Origin of the sequence: Pseudonocardia sp. T1-2H, assembly GCF_038039215.1 — a bacterium.
In the GTDB taxonomy this organism is placed as follows: domain Bacteria; phylum Actinomycetota; class Actinomycetes; order Mycobacteriales; family Pseudonocardiaceae; genus Pseudonocardia.
On the sequence record NZ_JBBPCL010000001.1, the window covers coordinates 206,376 to 222,994 of the forward strand.

General features: G+C 66.8%; 15 protein-coding genes, 1 tRNA gene and 1 pseudogene. 12 read left to right on the top strand and 5 right to left on the bottom strand.

Going from position 1 to position 16,619, the window contains the following annotated elements; genetic code table 11:
* Positions 1-128 precede the first annotated feature (128 nt).
* On the bottom strand, positions 129-1,268 hold the full coding sequence (gene dusB / locus WBK50_RS01100) for a tRNA dihydrouridine synthase DusB (RefSeq protein WP_341339246.1): 1,140 nt from the start codon (positions 1,266-1,268) through the stop codon (positions 129-131).
* A 186-nt stretch (positions 1,269-1,454) separates the two neighbouring features.
* On the opposite strand from dusB, the gene WBK50_RS01105 reads away from it, so the two are divergent.
* A tRNA-Lys gene (locus tag WBK50_RS01105) sits at positions 1,455-1,527 on the top strand.
* 154 nt (positions 1,528-1,681) lie between these two features.
* Positions 1,682-2,048 (top strand): annotated as a pseudogene (locus WBK50_RS01110) (DDE-type integrase/transposase/recombinase); the annotation flags it as partial.
* A gap of 123 nt (positions 2,049-2,171) precedes the next feature.
* Here WBK50_RS01110 and WBK50_RS01115 read toward each other — a convergent pair.
* From WBK50_RS01115 to WBK50_RS01130, 4 genes are all read right to left on the bottom strand, one after another.
* Complete coding sequence (locus tag WBK50_RS01115; RefSeq protein WP_341333815.1) at positions 2,172-2,780, bottom strand: response regulator transcription factor; 609 nt, start codon at positions 2,778-2,780, stop codon at positions 2,172-2,174.
* A 26-nt stretch (positions 2,781-2,806) separates the two neighbouring features.
* Positions 2,807-4,039: a sensor histidine kinase gene (locus WBK50_RS01120; protein WP_341333816.1), complete on the bottom strand. Its 1,233-nt coding sequence runs from the start codon at positions 4,037-4,039 to the stop codon at positions 2,807-2,809.
* A complete protein-coding gene (locus WBK50_RS01125; protein ID WP_341333817.1) occupies positions 3,991-7,353 on the bottom strand; it encodes an ATP-binding protein in 3,363 nt (1,120 codons plus the stop codon). Before WBK50_RS01125 ends, WBK50_RS01120 begins: the two co-directional genes overlap by 49 nt.
* A gap of 175 nt (positions 7,354-7,528) precedes the next feature.
* Complete coding sequence (locus WBK50_RS01130) at positions 7,529-8,032, bottom strand: hypothetical protein (RefSeq protein WP_341333818.1); 504 nt, start codon at positions 8,030-8,032, stop codon at positions 7,529-7,531.
* A 522-nt stretch (positions 8,033-8,554) separates the two neighbouring features.
* On the opposite strand from WBK50_RS01130, the gene WBK50_RS01135 reads away from it, so the two are divergent.
* The 10 genes from WBK50_RS01135 to WBK50_RS01180 all read left to right on the top strand — a co-directional run bounded on the left by WBK50_RS01135 (position 8,555) and on the right by WBK50_RS01180 (position 16,537).
* Positions 8,555-9,316 carry an SDR family NAD(P)-dependent oxidoreductase gene (locus WBK50_RS01135; protein ID WP_341333819.1) on the top strand — a complete coding sequence of 254 codons (762 nt, stop codon included), beginning with the start codon at positions 8,555-8,557 and terminating at the stop codon, positions 9,314-9,316.
* 30 nt (positions 9,317-9,346) lie between these two features.
* Positions 9,347-9,691 (top strand): Rieske (2Fe-2S) protein, encoded by a 345-nt coding sequence (locus WBK50_RS01140; RefSeq protein WP_341333820.1) that lies wholly within the window; start codon positions 9,347-9,349, stop codon positions 9,689-9,691.
* Positions 9,688-10,563, top strand: coding sequence for a VOC family protein (locus tag WBK50_RS01145; protein WP_341333821.1), 876 nt, complete (start codon positions 9,688-9,690; stop codon positions 10,561-10,563). The genes WBK50_RS01140 and WBK50_RS01145 overlap by 4 nt, the downstream gene beginning before the upstream one ends.
* Positions 10,564-10,654: 91 nt before the next feature.
* Positions 10,655-11,470, top strand: coding sequence for an alpha/beta fold hydrolase (locus tag WBK50_RS01150; protein WP_341333822.1), 816 nt, complete (start codon positions 10,655-10,657; stop codon positions 11,468-11,470).
* 6 nt (positions 11,471-11,476) lie between these two features.
* Entirely contained in the window at positions 11,477-12,379 is a 903-nt protein-coding gene (locus tag WBK50_RS01155; protein ID WP_341333823.1) for an acetaldehyde dehydrogenase (acetylating), read from the top strand.
* Between the two features lies 1 nt (position 12,380).
* Positions 12,381-13,421, top strand: a complete 1,041-nt coding sequence (gene dmpG, locus WBK50_RS01160; RefSeq protein ID WP_297504104.1) for a 4-hydroxy-2-oxovalerate aldolase — start codon at positions 12,381-12,383, stop codon at positions 13,419-13,421.
* Entirely contained in the window at positions 13,405-14,235 is an 831-nt protein-coding gene (locus WBK50_RS01165) for a 2-keto-4-pentenoate hydratase (protein ID WP_341333824.1), read from the top strand. Before dmpG ends, WBK50_RS01165 begins: the two co-directional genes overlap by 17 nt.
* Entirely contained in the window at positions 14,232-15,530 is a 1,299-nt protein-coding gene (locus tag WBK50_RS01170) for an aromatic ring-hydroxylating oxygenase subunit alpha (protein WP_341333825.1), read from the top strand. Before WBK50_RS01165 ends, WBK50_RS01170 begins: the two co-directional genes overlap by 4 nt.
* Positions 15,531-15,567: 37 nt before the next feature.
* On the top strand, positions 15,568-16,101 hold the full coding sequence (locus WBK50_RS01175; protein ID WP_341333826.1) for an aromatic-ring-hydroxylating dioxygenase subunit beta: 534 nt from the start codon (positions 15,568-15,570) through the stop codon (positions 16,099-16,101).
* A gap of 73 nt (positions 16,102-16,174) precedes the next feature.
* Positions 16,175-16,537 carry an SCP2 sterol-binding domain-containing protein gene (locus WBK50_RS01180; protein ID WP_341333827.1) on the top strand — a complete coding sequence of 121 codons (363 nt, stop codon included), beginning with the start codon at positions 16,175-16,177 and terminating at the stop codon, positions 16,535-16,537.
* Positions 16,538-16,619 lie beyond the last annotated feature (82 nt).

Sequence of the window (16,619 nt, forward strand, 5' to 3'; positions counted from 1 at the left end):
CGGTATGTCGTCGTGACGTACGGGACTCTTGAGGTGGATGGGATCACCGCACCCGTTCGCGCGGCACGCCACCCGACCGGGCGAAGACATTGGCACCGTCCGTCGGCAAGATCACCACCGGGGTGCGCTCAGCCGCCGGAGTGCTCCAGCTCCGCCCCGAACGGGACGGAGGGGTCCTCCGGGTCGTCCAGCCAGTGTTCGGGGAGGACGACGCGCCCCGGGGAGCCCTGACGGCCGCGGGGGCCCTCCGCGTCGGGCGGGAACTCCTGGTCGAGGTCCAGCATGGCGAGGAGTTCGTCGAGCTCGTCGATACTGTTGACCAGGCCGAGACGTTTCCGCACGTCCGACCCCACCGCGAAGCCCTTCAGGTACCACGCGATGTGCTTGCGGACGTCCCGGATCCCCTTGTCGACGCCCATGTGCTCGCCGAGCAGGACGGCGTGCCGGCGCAGGGTCACCGCGACCTCGCCGAGCGTCGGCGGGGTCGGCAGCGGCCGGCCCGCGAAGGCCGCCTCGAGATCGGCGAAGAGCCACGGACGGCCGAGGCAGCCGCGGCCGACCACCACACCGTCACATGCCGTGCGCCGGACCATCTCGAGTGCGTCGTCGGCGCTGAAGATGTCCCCGTTGCCGAGAACGGGAAGCTCCGCGGGCAGGTGGTCGCGGAGCCGGGCGATGGCGGACCAGTCCGCGGTGCCCGAGTAGCGCTGCGACGCCGTCCGCGCGTGCAGGGCGACGGCCGCGACCCCCGCGTCCGCCGCGATCCGGCCGGCGTCGAGGTAGGTGTGGTGCTCGTCGTCGATGCCGATCCGCATCTTCACGGTGACCGGGCGCCCGTCGGCGTTGTCGACGGCGGCCCGCACGATCCGCTCGAACAGTCGCCGCTTGAACGGCAGCGCCGCCCCGCCGCCCTTGCGGGTCACCTTGGGGACCGGGCAGCCGAAGTTCATGTCGACGTGGTCCGCGAGGTCGCGCTCGACGATCATCCGGACGGCCTGCCCCATCGCCGCCGGGTCCACGCCGTAGAGCTGCATCGACCGCGGGGACTCGTCGGGGTCCATCGCGATCATCCGCAGGGTCAGCGGGTTCTTCTCGACCAGCCCACGGGAAGTGATCATCTCGCAGACGTAGAACCCGGAACCCTGCTCGCGGCACAGCCGCCGGAACCCCGGGTTGGTGATGCCGGCCATCGGCGCGAGGACTACCGGGGAGTCGGCCTGGTAGGGCCCGATGCGCAGCGGCTTCACCACAGGGGTGGCCCGGGACACGGGTTCCTGCGGTGCGGGGGTCTGAACGAGGTCCTGCACGGTCACGGAGAACCATTGTGCTCGAACGCGACGCGAGGCGTGGGCCCCGTGGTCCCTCCGCGGGTGTGACGTGGTGCGCGAGTCCCGCGCGACGGGACGTGGTGGACCCGTAGGCTGGGCGCACGCACCGCGGGCGGGTGGTGGTGCGGGCCTCTAGCTCAATCGGCAGAGCAGCGGACTTTTAATCCGCGGGTTCGGGGTTCGATCCCCCGGGGGCCCACGCCTGACCTGCATCAACGCTGCCGCGTGGCAGGTGCTAGTCGCCTCTGGCCACACTGGTTGACAGAATCTCGTGTCACGAGTCGTGTCACGGGCCGTCGGCTCGATGGGTCTCAGCCGGGTTCACCGGCCCTGGAGAATGAGGTGCCGGTGGTAACCGCCGCCCCGGGGTGGGCTACGCCTACCTGCACAACGCCGTCGACGAGCACTCCCGGCTGGCCTACACCGAAATCCACGGTGACGAGCGCCGCGAGACCGCTGCAGCGTTCTGGACCCGCGGGCAGACGTTCTTCACAGCAGCTGGAATCACCGTCTCGCGCGTGCTCACCGACAACGGTCCCTGCTCCGCTCACGGCTGTGGCGCGACACCCTCACCGCGGCCGGCATCGTGTACAAACGTGCCCGCGCCTACCGGCCGCAAACTGACGGCAAGCCTCGCCGATGCCGGACGCTTCAACCGCACCCCTGCTCGACGAATGGGCATACGCTCGCCCCTACCAGCGAGAAGCCGACGGCCGAGCCGACCTGACGTACCGAGTTTGCCTGCCAGAATGGCCACAAGCAGCTCCGGAACCTTTCGTTGGAACTCCGATAGATATTATAGTCGAGTGGCCGCGGACGAACGGAGATATCGTGGGCGAACGACTAGAGAAGGCCCTGCACTTTAGCTACCCGAATCAGATCCGCTCGGCTACTAACGCTAAGCTTGCGGCCGAGCTGTGAGCGATACGTCTCAACGGTCCGGATCGAGAGATGGAGGACCGTGGAAATTTCCGCATTCGTGTGGCCAGCGGCCAGGAGTTCCAAGACGTCACGTTCACGCGCGGTCAAGTGGGTGGATGCTGTCTTTTGTTCCGAGACGAACTCAGGAACGTATTGTCCGCCCAGGGATACCACTCGCACCGCTGCAGCGAGATCGTCGGCCGCCGCGTCCTTGGTGACGTATCCAGACGCCCCGCGCTCGAAGGCTGCCCGAACGAAGGAGCTTTCCTGATGCATTGATGCCATCAGGATTTTGGCCGCGGGGCACTGTTCTCGAAGTGTTTGGATTCCGTCCAAGCCGCTTGCGCCGCCGTGCAACGAAATATCGAGAATGATGACGGCCGGTGTCAGTCCGACGGCGAGGCTCACGGCCTCTTCGATCGAAGAAACATCTCCGATGACTCGGATGTCAGCCTCGTCGTCGAGGATCCGCTTGGCCCCTTCGCGGAACATCCGGTGGTCGTCACAGAGCAGGACTCGCAACTTTTCCATTTATTGCCTTCGCCGAGAGTGCGTCTTCACGCGCTGTGGACTGCCTTGGTCTGAGTGCCGGAGTGGATCGGCAGGATGGCGTTCACGACGGTTCCCCCGCCAGGATCACTACGTACGGACACGCGGCCGCCCAGTACCGCGGCCCGCTCTCGCATACCGGTCATGCCGAACCCGCCAGATGTGCTCGTGACAGGCAGGCCGACCCCGTCGTCCTCGATGGTCGCCGACAACGTCAAATCGCTGAGTGTCAAGGTGATGGCACAGTGCATGGCACTGGCATGCTTGGTCACGTTCGTCACTGCTTCTTGAACGATTCGCAGACACGCGACCTGAACGGGGTGGGGCAGGTCCTTGTAGGACAGATCGTGCTCGCTGTCGGTGATGTCGCACGAATAGCTGATCGTCAACGAGGTACGCGCCTGCCGGCGCTCCACGAGATTCCGAAGAGCAGCGGGGAGCCCCAGTTCGGTCAGGGCTGGTACGGACGTCTCGTACACGAGGTCGCGGACAACTTGGTTGCACTCGCGCAACTGCTCATAGATCCAGTTGACCGCATCCCCTGGTGGCTTCATGTTCAAGCGGTCCAGGCTGTTCTGCAGCCGCCGGGCTTCTATCAGAAGGGCTGAGAGGCGCTGGCCGACATCGTCGTGGAGCTCGGCGGCCAGCCGTGTCCGAAAAAGTTCTTCGCTCATCATGAGCGAGGTCGACATCGTATCGGCCACATTTTCCGCTGCAAGTACCCGGCGGAGGCACTCCCGGGTCAGCATCGCCACGCGTCGGTTCTCGCCGGACCAGGGAAGGCCGCGCTCCCGTCGGGCTACTAGCACGGAGTCGAGGCGTCCGGGCACGGGTAGCGCGAGAAAGGTGGCCCAGCGGGGCGGCCGGGTCTGAAACCTGACGCAGGTCGCGTCCGTTCGTCGGCTCAGATGCCCCTTCGTGTGAAGCCATTCAAGGTCGCCGTCGGCCATTGCTCCTGCGACGATCCGGACCGGACCATTTGCAGTGGGGCCCGTTTCGATGAACGCGGCGTCATCTACCGGGACTGCGGCAACGAGCAGCGACACAATGACGGAGATCGCGGTCTGCGTGTCGTGGTTATCCGCACCCATTTCCGGCTGTGCTCGCGAGGTGCCTGGCGCCACCACGGCACGCAGCTCCGGTTCGGTCGGGGCGGGTGCACAGGTGAGCGCATCTGCGGAGGGCTGCTGGGTCATAGAGCGGACGTCGGTCGGTACGCGTGCCTGACCATCGACGGCCATTGCTTCACCTCGTGTCTGACATGCTCGCGTTCGGTTTGGTAGATGCCGCTGGCAGCGGCGGCGGTGACCGTTCGCACCGCCGCACGGACTGCCCACCGGCGCGCCGCAACACTTCCAGGGGGCGAGACCTCGGACTGCCAACGCGCGACGGTGGCGCGCCATGACAGGATCGGCGTCACATACGAGTTGAGTAGCCTGCGGCGACGAATCTCCGTGGCGGCGTAGCTCAGGACGTCGTCGGCGTCCGCCAGCCGGTGGGCGCCGAGAAGAGCGATGGCGCGTCCGAGCTCGTAGGTGAGGGCCGACTGCACATCGAACCCACCGCGCAGATCCGCGCCCTCGTTCTCGTCAAGTCCCTCACCGTCGCGGGCGAGCGCTCGGATACAGATGGCGCTGGCGGTCGCTTGCCGATCGCCGATGGCTTTCGCCAGCCTGTGCACCTCCTCGGCCTCTCGGGCAGCGTCCTCTCGCTCTCCCAGTCGGTATAACGCGAGCGCGCGATGCCACCGTGATGTGTGCGCTTCCCAGCGGTCCGCTGTCCGATCGAATCCCTCCACCGCCGCGGTGAGCAAGGTGATAGCACGTCGATATTCGCCGGAGGCGACAAGTGCTACCCCGTAGAGGTGCATGGCGTGGGCCTTACCCCACTCGTCGCCTCCTTGGGCGCAAATCGAGACTGCCCGCTCGGCGTAGCGGGCAGCTCGCCGGGCTCGCCCGAGGAGCGGCCCACACAGCACGGCATGGGTGGCGTACGCGTGGGCCCTTTGCGGTCCCTCGGCCGGACAGTGCCGGGCCACGGCCATTTCCCGTCCCTGGGCCCAAAGTGCGCGAATGCTGTTGTGGAACCACCAGCAGTAGGCGAGGTTGCTGAACACCGCTGCCTTGAGGGTGGCGTGCTCGACATCTCGCTTGACCAGGCGACGCGGGAAGTAGCCGCCCGTGCCCGATCTGATCAACTCCTTGATCGAGGCGAGCAGAAAGCCGCGATCTGCGAGTGGAAGCGGCTCGCCCAGTACCCGTAGCGCCTGCAGAAAATATTGCTCAGCCGGTTCGAGGCTGCCGGTCTTGAAATAAGTTTCACCGAGCAGTCGAGATATCTGTGCGCGGCTCACGATATCTGATTCCGGACAGAGGTCCAAGGCTCGTCCGAGCGTGGCGATCGCGTCGACATATGAACCGTCCAGCATGAGGACCTCGCCCAGCTCTCGCAGCAGATCGTCACTCTCGCTGAAGGCAGTGGCGAGTTCGTAGTACTCGCGCGCCGTGCCCAGGCTGTAGCGCTGCCGGGCTGTTCGGGCCGCGGTGACCGCGTGCGGGAATGCGGCCGCCAGATCCCCGGACGCGGCGAGGTGGAAGGCGAGGTCGAACTCGTCGGTGTGGCCGAGTTCCATCATTGACCGGGCGACCTGCTGATGGACCACGCTCAGCGGGACGCCCGCCTCGTCCGCGAGCGCTTCTTCGCGGACGGTGTCATGGGTGAACACGAACTCGCGGGTCCCCTGCCCGCCCGGTCCGGGGCGCTCTTCGAGATCTTCGTTCAGCAACCCACGGCGCGCCAGCTCGACGACCACCGTGGCGCACCACGAACGGGACTTCCCCGACGCGCCGGCGAGGATGTCCATCCGGACCCGGAACCCGATGGCGGCGGCCACCTTGAGGATCGCCCGCAGGTGGGACGGCAACGACCGGACGCGCTCGGCGAGCACCTCCGGCGGCGCCGGGAGATGCCCATGGCTCGTCCAGCCATCGGGTCCGGGCACGACTGCGCCGTTGTCGGAGAGGAATCGTAAGGCGTTCTGGGCCAGCAGCGGGCTCCCGCCCGCCCATCGGACCACGCCATCGACGACGGAATCGTCGACTCGTCCTGCCATGGACGTGAGGATCGCTCGCACGGCATCGGGCGGCAGGGAGTCCACGCGGACGATGTGTTCGGTCTCGATCAGCGGCATACGGCTCTCGGTGTCGGCCGGCCCCCGGGAGACGAAGACGAGGACGACGCCCCGACCGATCTTGGGTGCGATCTCGGCAAGGCGCCGGAGCAGCAGGATGTCTTCGCGGCGAGCGAAGTGACAGTCGTCGATGATGACGAGCGCCGGGCTCTCAGCGGTCGCCAGCTCGCCCAGAGACGTCGCCAACTGGCTGGCCGCCTCGTCCGTCCGAACTGCATTCTGCGGCGGTAATTCACCGTCCTCGAAGTGCTCGACCCAGTCGGAGGACTGTTGTTCCTGCCCCCCGTCGATATCTCGCGCACTACTCCGGGAGCGGTGTAGCGCTCTGGCGAAAGACGACAGTACGACGTGCGGTCGGGCTGCGACTGCGGGCTCGCTCTTGACGTAGATGACCCGTGCGGAATGCTCCGCGTCAGCCCATCGAGCGAACTCTTGCAGGAGGCGAGTCTTACCGATTCCGGCAGTTCCCTCGACGAGCACTGTCTGCGTCCGATCGATCTGCGCGCGTTCGAGTGCGACGGTGAGCTTGGACCACTCGGCGGGACGGGCAGCGAATGCGGCCGTTCCGAGCTCGGGTCGGATGTCGTGCGAGCCGATGCTGACGCTGGAGAGATTGCCCGAGCGACATGCCTTGGCCAGGTCCTCGAGGTCCCGGACGGCGGCGTTGAGCATGGTGTACCCGCCATGCAGGCCGGCAAGTCGCTCCAGCGCCATCCGCACGAACAGGTTCAGCTGTTGTTCAAGGGCGGTGGTGGCGGGCGGGTTTGCCGCCAGAACTCGCTCGAAAGCGTGGAGCAACAACGAGGCAAGGCTGGACGCATCATCGGCGGGGGATTCAGTTGCCACTACAGGTGTGAGGGGCGAGGGCGTCTTGGCCTTGTAGTCCAGGACGCCGGACAGCCGGGCCAACCCGTGATCGAGGAGAGTGACACGCCCGTCCGCAACCACGACATTGGAGGGTTTCAGGTTTCCGTGGGATAGGCCCGCCGTATGGAGGAAGGTCAGGTTCTTCACGGCAATGACAGCAACATCGAGAAAGTCGTCGAGCTGACTAGGCGGATCGGCTGACCATTCGTCGAGAGTCTGTCCGGCCACGTACGGCCGGCTGATGAAAGCCACCCGGTCCGAGCGGAAGGCCTCGAGTCTCGGCACTTGCGCGTGAGGACCGGTTCCGCCCTCAAGCCTGCGGCCGGCGTCCTCGATGTACTCCATGACGTCCCTGTTGAGCCGACGAGCGGGCATGACGCGGACGAATGCCGGCGAGCCCAGCGAGATGTCGTCGGCGATGAGAGCCCCGGACTGCGGCCCTTTTGCGAGAACCTGCCGGGCGCGGAACCGGTCGGGAAGGCGATTCCATCCGGTCATACGCTGACCTCCCGGCGGTGTCGTGGCCTTACGACGAGGTGGCGTCGGTAGCCGTCCCACGGCAGTCGCGGGCGCACCTGAACAACGTTCGTGCCGCCTATCGGGGTACGCCTGCAATCGGGTCACCCGTCTGGAACGATCCAGCGCGAAATGGTGACCGAACCATTGCGCCACCTCAGGGACATGCAGGGTTCGTGGCCGGCTGAGCGCCGTGGGGAACGCACGTCGTGCAGGCGCTGAACCCTTCCTCATGGGCCTCCTCGAGGGTGATCGACTCGTTGGAATGCCCGTTCAGCAGCCTGCAGGCCGCGACGTGGTAGCGCCGGCGCCCGGGCACGACGTGCACGACGTGCGTTTCGCTCGGATCCTCGATTCCGGGTTCGGTCCCGTCGCTCGTGGAGATCCCTGACGGCGGCTCGGCCTCGGCCTCCGTCACCACAGGCTCGGGCTGCTCCGGAGTGACCGCTCCGTCCGGACATGTCGGTCCGGCGGATCCGTACTGGTTCGCGGTTGAATCTCCGCTCGGCGATGTTCGCCGCCTCCAGGCGTTCGCTGCCGTCAGCACGGCGATGCCGAGCAGGCTGACCCCGAGCGCGACGTAAGCCAAGACGATCTCGTCGAGGACGAGGCCGAGGAGCATGCAGGCCAGCGCGCCCGCCACGAGTGCGGCGATGAGCATTCCGAGTCTCCCTCCGGAGCGGCGGTCGCGATCGCGTCCTTCGACGCTCGGCGGCGCCGGGCGAGTTCGCAGTGGGTACGGCGGGCGGCGACGTACGTGTCCGGTCCGCTCCGTGGCGTGGTCGGCCACGGCGTGGTGTTGCGATGACGCCAAGCCCGCGGTCACGGAGGATCCCGGGTCGGGACGCGAGTGCAACACCGGCGAGGTGCGACCCGGAGCCGCCGATCCACGGATCATCGCTGAGCCGCGGGTGCGCAGAGTAACTGGCCCGGGTGCGGGTGGTCCATGGGCCTTGATCTGGGTAGATCTGGTCGTCGGGCCCTCGGGGTGCTCCGCGATGCGGCAACACCGGGGGCCCGGTGTCACCCGGAGTCACGTAGTTATCACGGAGGTGCAGTGGCGCCCGTCACCGCCAAGGTGCTCTCCGAAGGACAGCGAGTGCTGCGGCGCCGGGTCATCCGGCCTTCCGCGCACCGCAGGACGGGGAGGGATGGTCCTCCCTCGGGAAACGGAGCGTGCAACGTGGCGGATCGTCTCGCGGTGGTGAGCGGGGGGACCTACGGCGTGGGTCGTGCCGTCGTGCTCGGACTGCTCGAAGACGGGTTCCGGGTCGCGACGTTCAGCAACGACGGCGACCAGGTGAAGACTCTGGCAACCGAGTTCGGCAACCGCGATGACGTGCTCGTCGAAGAGGCCGACGTCCGGGACCTTGGCCAGCTGCAGGGCTTCCTCGAGCGAGCGACCGCTCGCTTCGGACCGGTACGGGCACTGGTCAACAACGCCGCGGTGCGGCCGACAGGCTCGGTGCTGGACACCAGTGAAGAGACGTGGGACGCCACGATTGACGTCAACCTCAAGGGCCAGTTCCTGCTGTCCAAGGCCGCCGTGCCCTCGATGATCGAGGCCGGTGGTGGCGCCGTGGTGAACTTCTCCTCGGTCTCCGCGTACGGCGGCGGTGCCCACGTCGCGTACGTCGCCTCCAAGGCGGGCGTTCTCGGGCTCACCAAGGCACTCGCGTTCGACCTGGCGAAGCACCGTATCCGGGTGAACGCCGTCGTCCCCGGCTTCATCCTGTCCGGAATGTCGGAGCCGATGGTCGCCGCACGGCCCGAGATCCTCGAGGTCGTCAAGGGGATGAACGCCCAGGGCCGGGTCGGCATGCCGGAGGACTACGCCCGCACCGTGCGGTACCTGCTCTCCGATGCGGCGGACATGATATCCGGTGCGGTTCTCGATGTCGGCCTGGTCCCCGGGGTGTTCCCGGACGATGCCGCCCTCTTCTGACCTGGCTGCGACTCGGAAGAACTGCTGAAGGTGAAAGAGCATGCTGCACTTGCCATGGGCTGGGTACCTGTCTGTCCGGCCGAACAGCTGTCGGCGGACGGACGGGCCGCAATCGATCTGCCCTCCGGGGAGCGGTGCCTCGTCTTCGAGGTCGAGGGTGCGCTCTACGCGGTCAGCGCCACCTGCTCACACCGGGCGCTGAGCATCGAGGGCGGCCCCGTCCAGGGCGCCTCCATCGTCTGCCCCTGGCACAAAGCCCGCTTCGACATGGCAACGGGCAAGGGCACGCGCCCGGCCCGTGACCCGCTGAAGACATTCGACGTCGCGGTGGTCGACGGGACTGTCTGTGTACACGAGAGAGAAGGCGAAGGATGAAGGTTCGGTCTGTCGGCTATGTCGGGATCAACGCAACGAACGTGCCCGCGTGGCGCGACTACGCGCACGACGTCCTGGGCGTGCAGCTGCGCCCTGACGCGCCCGAGGACAGCCTCCTGCTGAAGACCGACGACTACCGCTGGCGCATCGCCGTGCACCAGGCGGAGGCGGACGGATTCGCCTACGCCGGGCTCGAGCTGCCCGACAAGCACGCGTTCGACGCGGCCGTCGAGGAGCTGAAGCAGGCCGGAGTGGACGTGCGCCCGGGCGGAGAGGAGGAGCTGAAAGCACGCTCCGTCGGCGGCATGGCGTCCTTCAACGACCCCGCCGGGAACCGCCTCGAGCTCTACTTCCGGCCCACCATCGACTACAACTTCGTGTCCCCGCACGGGGCGAAGTTCGTGGCAGGTGCCATGGGCTTCGGGCACGTGGTCTTCCTGATCAACGCCGAGCAGTACGAGCAGACGCAGGACTTCTACGTCCAGCAACTCGGCTTCCGGGTCTCGGAGTACACCACCCTCGGGCCGGTCGAGGTCTGCTTCCTGCACTGCAACCGCCGACACCACTCCATCGCGCTCGCCCGGGGCCCGTTCACCGCCTGCCAGCACATCATGCTGGAGGTCGAGGAGATCGACATGGTCGGCCGCGCACTCGACCGGGCGCAGGACGCCGGAGTGCAGATGAGCACCACGCTCGGCCGGCACCGCAACGATCACATGCTCTCGTTCTACATGCAGACGCCCAGCGGGATCGACCTCGAGTACGGCTGGGGTGCGCGCGAGGTGGACGAGGACACGTGGGTCGTCTCGGACTGGGAAGGCGGCGACGTCTGGGGCCACCGCGGTCTCGAGTCGCTGGCCCAGGGCGACTAGCCGGCACCGGCACCGACACCCCACGACGCGATCTCACACAGAGGACGGTATGTCAGAGAACACGGTTGAGCTGGACGTTCAGGAGCGGTTCGTGGACGTCGCAGGGCTGAAGATCCACGTGAGCGAGGTGGGCTCCGGGGAACCGATGGTGATGCTGCACGGCGGCGGGCCGGGCGCTTCAGGAATGAGCAACTTCCGGACGAACCTGCCCTACCTGGCCGCGCGCTTCCGACTGATCATCATCGACCAGCCCGGGTTCGGGTCGTCCTCGAAGACCTTCCCCGACGGGGAGTCCTACTGGAAGTTCTCCGCCCGAGTGGTCAAGGAGGTCATGGCGAGCTCCGGCGTCGCCAAGGCGCACTTCCTGGGGAACTCGCTCGGCGGGGGCACCGCGCTCCGGTTCGCGCTGGACTACCCGGAGATGGCCGATCGTCTGGTGCTCATGGGTCCTGGCGGCGGCTCGGTGAACATCCTGACCCCCGGCGACATCGCCGGTGGCGTCGACCGGGCGGTGCGCCGCTTCTACGAGTCGCCCTCGGTGGAACGGATGCGCGAGTTCGTCGACGTCATGGTCTTCGACTCCAGCGGCGTACCGGACCGGGTCCTCGAGGAACGGCTGGAGGCGGCCACCGACCCCGAGGCGATGGCTTTCATGCTCAAGCTGTTCCGGGCTCTCGGCGCCGACCCGGAGGCCGAGCTGTGGAAGCGGGTGGACCAGATCGCGCACCGCACCCTGCTGGTCTGGGGTCGCGAGGACCGGGTTCTGCCGTTCGACAGCTCCCTGCTCATGTTCCACCGGATGAGGAACGTGCGTCTCGTCGCGTTCTCCGAGTGCGGCCACTGGGCGCAGGCGGAGAAGCAGCAGGAGTTCGACCACTTGGTGGCCGACTTCCTGACGGCCGAGTAGGAACCGATGAGCCCGAACAGCCAACTGTCGGTCGAACGCCCCTTCCGGGTCGCGATCCTCGGTTCCGGAAACATCTCCACGGACCTGATGTACAAGGTCCTCCGCGAGCAGACCCTGCAACTGGCCGTGATGGCCGGTATCGACGCCGGCTCGGAGGGGCTTCGGCGAGCCGCTGCTCTCGGGGTTCACACCACGGCCGACGGGATCGACGGGCTCTTCCAGCTCGACGAGCTTCCCGAACTCGTCTTCGACGCCACGTCGGCACGAGCTCACCTCGCGCATGCACCGCGGCTTGCCGAGGCGCAGATCGCCAGCGTCGATCTCACCCCGGCGGCGATCGGTCCCATGGTCATCCCGGCGGTGAACGGGGACGAGCACCGCAGCGCGATGGAGCTCAACCTGGTCAGCTGCGCCGCCCAGGCCACGGTTCCGCTGGTCGCCGCCGTCGGCCGGGCGGCGCAGCATCTGCGCTACGCCGAGACGGTGTCGACCGTGGCCAGCGCCAGTGTCGGCCCGGGAACGCGGCAGAACATCGACGAATTCACGCACAAGACGCGCAAGGCCCTCGAGACCGTCGGTGGGGCCGAGCAGGCCAAGGCGATCGTCGTGCTCAACCCGGCAGATCCGCCTCCGTGCATGCGCAACACCGTCTATGCCGAGGTGGACGGCCTGGACGAGGACCTGCTTGCGGTCGAGATCGAGCGCATGGTGCAGCGCGTCCAGGCCTACGTGCCCGGCTACCGCGTCCGCGGGCCGGTGCTCAACGGTCGGAAGGTCACGTTGTTCAACGAGGTCGAGGGAGCTGGTGACTTCCTGCCGAAGTACGCCGGCAACCTCGACATCATCACGGCGGCTGCGGTGCGGATGGCTCGGCAAAGGGTGACCGCCGGCACGGAAGCGAGAGTGTGAGATGGAGCCTGTAGCCGGAACCCGGATCAATTATCTGGACACGAGCCTCCGTGACGGCAGCCACGCCGTCGAGCACGACTTCTCACCCGAGCAGGTGCGTCACGTCGTCGGCGGTCTGTCGGCCAGCGGCGTCCGGTATATCGAGGTCGGTCACGGGGCGGGACTCGGCGGGTCGTCGTTGCTGCAGGGGCGGGGGAGCTACTCCAACACCGAGTTGTTCGATGCCGCCTCCGAGGTCATCGGTGACGCGACCCTGTGCACGTTGATGCTGCCCGGCGTAGGCGTGATGGACGAGGTGCGTGAGGCGGTCGAGCACGGCGTCGGCGGCGTGCGAGTCGCCACCCACGTGACCGAGGCCGACGTGGCCGAGCAGCACCTGCAGCTGTGCCGCGATCTCGGCCTGCGGACCTTCGGGTTCCTGATGATGACCCACCTCGCCACCCCTGAGGTGATCGCGGAGCAGGCACGGATCATGGCGGAATCGGGCGCCGAGGTGGTCTACCTCGCTGATTCCGCCGGCTACATGACCGAGCAGGGCGTGCGCGACCGTGTCGCCGCCGTCCGTGCGGCGATCCCGGTCGAGATCGGCCTGCACGCCCATAACAACCTCGGCCTCTCCGTGTCGAACAGCCTGGCGGCGATCGACGAGGGCGCGTCGTTCATCGACGGCTCCCTCGGCTCCCTCGGCGCCGGCGCGGGCAACACACCGGGCGAGGTGTTCAGCGTGGTCACCAAGCGGATCGGTCTCGAGACCGGCATCGACGAGTGGCAGCTGATGGACGTGGCCGAGGACGAGGTGCGTCCCCTGATGCGCTTCCCCCAGGTCATCGACCGTACGAGCCTGGTGCTCGGATATGCCGGCGTGTACTCGAGCTTCCTGCTCAAGGCCAAGGCGGCAGCAGCCCGCTACGGCGTCGACGCCGGCGACATCCTGATGGAGGCCGGCCGCAGGGGTGCGGTCGGCGGACAGGAGGACCTGCTCGAGGACATCGCTTACACGATGGCCCAGGACCGGGAGGTGCCCGTTGGCGCCACTCGATGAGCTGACCCGCGCCGCCCTCGCCGAGGAACTCTGGAAAGCCGAATGCATGGCGACGCCGGTGAGCCCGCTCACCGACCGCTACGCGGGCCTGGAACAGGACGACTCGTACGGGATCCAGGCCGAGGTCGCTCGCATCAGGGCCGGCCTTGGGCATCGGGTCGTCGGGAAGAAGGTCGGCCTGACCAGCCCGGCCATGCAGGAGATGGCCGGGGTGCGCGAGCCGGACTTCGGACAGCTCTTCGACGTGATGGAGGCGACCGACGGCGACGAGCTCGATCTCGACACGCTCATTGCGCCCAAGGTCGAGCCGGAGATCGCCTTCGTGCTCGGCAAACGCCTCGAAGGCCCCCAGGTCGCACCGCGCCAGGTGCTGGCCGCCATCGACTTCATCGCACCGGCCCTCGAGATCGTCGACAGCCGCATCGCCGACTGGCGCATCCGCTGGCACGACACGGTTGCCGACAACGGTTCGTCGGCCAGGTTCGTGCTCGGCGACCGGGCATTCTCCCCGCACGGCGTCGATTTCGAGGCGCTCACGGTGATGGTCGAACGCAACGGCCACCCCGTCGCGAGGGGATGCATGGGTGATGTGCTAGGCAGCCCGCTGCGCTCGGTGGGCTGGCTCGTGCAGAAGCTCTCGACCCACGGCATCGCACTCGAAGCAGGCGATGTCGTCCTGCCCGGCTCGCCGTGTCGGGCGGTCGACGCCGACAGCGACGACGTCTTCCGCGCCGATTTCGGGGCGCTCGGAGCGGTGACCCTCGGCTTCGTCCGACGCGGCACCCAGCAATCAGATGAAAGGAAGCCGCAATGACGATCGGTTACAGCGGTGCCGAGAAGATCGATGATCTGCTCGATCCGGCGCAGGGTCTGGTCAGCCGGCATGTGTTCTCGGATCCGGCGATCTATGAGATGGAGCTGCAGCGGATCTTCGCGCGGTGTTGGCAGTTCCTCGGGCACGAGTCGCAGGTGCCGCGGCCCGGGGATTTTGTGAGTGCGTATCTGGGTGAAGACCCGGTGATGTTGGTGCGGCAGGACGATGGATCTCTGGCTGCGTTCCTGAATGTGTGTCGGCATCGTGGTATGCGGATCTGCAAGTTGGATGCGGGGAACGCGGCGGGGTTTTCCTGTAGTTATCACGGGTGGGCCTACGACCGGCGTGGGAAGATCGTGGATGTTCCGTTCGGGGAGATGTATGAGAACGCTCCTCTGGACGACAGTTGGGCGGCTGTGCCGGTGGCGCAGGTGGCCAGTTACAAGGGTTTGATTTTCGGGACGTTCGATCCGGATGCGCCGTCGTTGGTGGAGTATCTGGGTGATATGGCGTATTACCTCGATGTGTTGGTGGATCGTCGGGAGGGTGGCACCGAGTTGGTCGGTGGTGCCAACAAGTGGATCATTGACAGCAACTGGAAGTACGGGGCGGAGAACTTCGTCCAGGACGGCCATCACGCCTTCTCCTCCCACGTGTCCGCGCTGATGGCCGTGCAGCCCGACGACGCCGAGATGATGGACTTCCCGGAGGGCTTCACGGTCCGGCCCGGTGGTGGCCACGGGCTCGTCGCCTTCAACGGTCCGGCGCTCGAGCTGACCACCCGCGACGAGGTGCTGCTCAAGTACCACCAGGACGTGGTGCGGCCGGAGTCGGCGCGTCGGCTGGGTGCCGAGCGCGATGCCATCCACAACGTCGGTGCGTTCACGGTCTTCCCGAACTTCTCGTTCCTGACCGGTTTCCAGACGATTCGGGTCTGGGTGCCGCGCGGTCCGCACGCCATGGAGGTGCGGTCCTGGACGATTGTCGACAAGGCCGCGCCGCAGGAGGTCAAGGACGCGCAGCTGCGGCTGGTCCGAACCACGTTCAGCCCCAGCGGGCTGCTGGAGCAGGACGACGGCGAGAACTGGTCGATGTGTCAGGACACGCTGCGTGGCTACGTTTCCCGGCAGCTGAGCTCCAACGTCCGGATGGGTTTGGGGGCTCCGCTCGACGCCGATGCGAAGGGCCCTGGCCGGGTAATGCAGGGCTGGAACGAGGAGCCGGGACGCGGGTTCTTCGAGCGTTACCGCCAGTTGATGTCCGAACCCACCTCGCGCGTCTGGCTCGACAAGTGAGTGTCCGACGGAATCAGCAAGGGGAGGAGCTGTTCGCATGACCACTGAAATTGAGCTCGCCGCCGGTGTTGGCCGCGGCGTGTCGGTAGAACTGCAACACGAGATCGAGCAGTTCTACTATCACGAAGCTGAAATGCTCGACGAGGCACGATTTCGTGAATGGCTCGACCTGGTATCCGACGACATCGAGTACACGGTCGGCACGCGACCCACGGTGGATGTGTTCAGCCCGGACAGCGTGCCGCCCTCACTGGCGTTCGAGGACAACAAGGAGAGCCTGACCTGGCGGGTCAAGCGATCCGAGACCGGGATGGCGTGGGCCGAGGAGCCGCCGTCGCGGACGCGCTACCTGATCACCAACGTGCGCATCACCCCGGCTGCCGACGAGTACCTGGTCCGCAGCAATTTCATGCTCTACCGCAATCGGTTGGAGACCATGGTCCACTTCCTCGTCGGAAGCCGCCAGGACACCCTCCGGCGAACAGCCGAGGGCGAGCTGAAGATCGCTCGCCGTGCAGTCACGCTCGATCAGAACGTGATTCTGTCGAACAACCTGAGCATGTTCTTCTGAGAGGACGAGAGTGGTGTACTTCGCCAACGCCGAAGAGTTCCAGGGGACCTTGGGGGTCTTTCTGGCGGATATCATGCACAACCCGACCGTCGGAAACGCCTTCGCCTCCACAAAGTCCCTCGTGAAGGTCAATTTCACCGAGCCCGACACCGTGATGTGGATCGACTGCCGGCCGGCGACCCCGGTGGTGACGACCGAGGACGCGGGACTTCCGGAGAAGGAGATCCCGGACATGGTCCTGACGATGTCCGCGGACAACGGTCACCGGTTCTGGCTCGGTCGGCTGTCCCTGCCGGTCGCGCTGACCAGCAGGAAGGTCAAGGTGAAGGGGCCGACCAGCATGCTCATGAAGCTGCTGCCCGCCTTCAAGCCCGTCTATCGCGGCTACGAGGAGTTCCTCGTGGAGCGCGGTCGCCAGGACCTCGCGGGCGTCTGAGGTTCGTCGGCATGCGTCCCCTCCGGGGCGCCTGCCGTGCCCGGTGCATTTGATGCGGCCGGCGACACGCGGGATGAGTGAT

Bases quoted from the DNA above. Each gene is read 5' to 3' on its own strand.
- WBK50_RS01115 (WP_341333815.1), bottom strand. From the start codon at position 2,780: ATGGAAAAGTTGCGAGTCCTGCTCTGTGACGACCACCGGATGTTCCGC.
- WBK50_RS01120 (WP_341333816.1), bottom strand. From the start codon at position 4,039: ATGGCCGTCGATGGTCAGGCACGCGTACCGACCGACGTCCGCTCTATG.
- WBK50_RS01125 (WP_341333817.1), bottom strand. From the start codon at position 7,353: ATGACCGGATGGAATCGCCTTCCCGACCGGTTCCGCGCCCGGCAGGTT.
- WBK50_RS01130 (WP_341333818.1), bottom strand. From the start codon at position 8,032: ATGCTCATCGCCGCACTCGTGGCGGGCGCGCTGGCCTGCATGCTCCTC.
- WBK50_RS01145 (WP_341333821.1), top strand. From the start codon at position 9,688: ATGAAGGTTCGGTCTGTCGGCTATGTCGGGATCAACGCAACGAACGTG.
- WBK50_RS01155 (WP_341333823.1), top strand. From the start codon at position 11,477: ATGAGCCCGAACAGCCAACTGTCGGTCGAACGCCCCTTCCGGGTCGCG.
- dmpG (WP_297504104.1), top strand. From the start codon at position 12,381: ATGGAGCCTGTAGCCGGAACCCGGATCAATTATCTGGACACGAGCCTC.
- WBK50_RS01170 (WP_341333825.1), top strand. From the start codon at position 14,232: ATGACGATCGGTTACAGCGGTGCCGAGAAGATCGATGATCTGCTCGAT.
- WBK50_RS01175 (WP_341333826.1), top strand. From the start codon at position 15,568: ATGACCACTGAAATTGAGCTCGCCGCCGGTGTTGGCCGCGGCGTGTCG.
- WBK50_RS01180 (WP_341333827.1), top strand. From the start codon at position 16,175: ATGCACAACCCGACCGTCGGAAACGCCTTCGCCTCCACAAAGTCCCTC.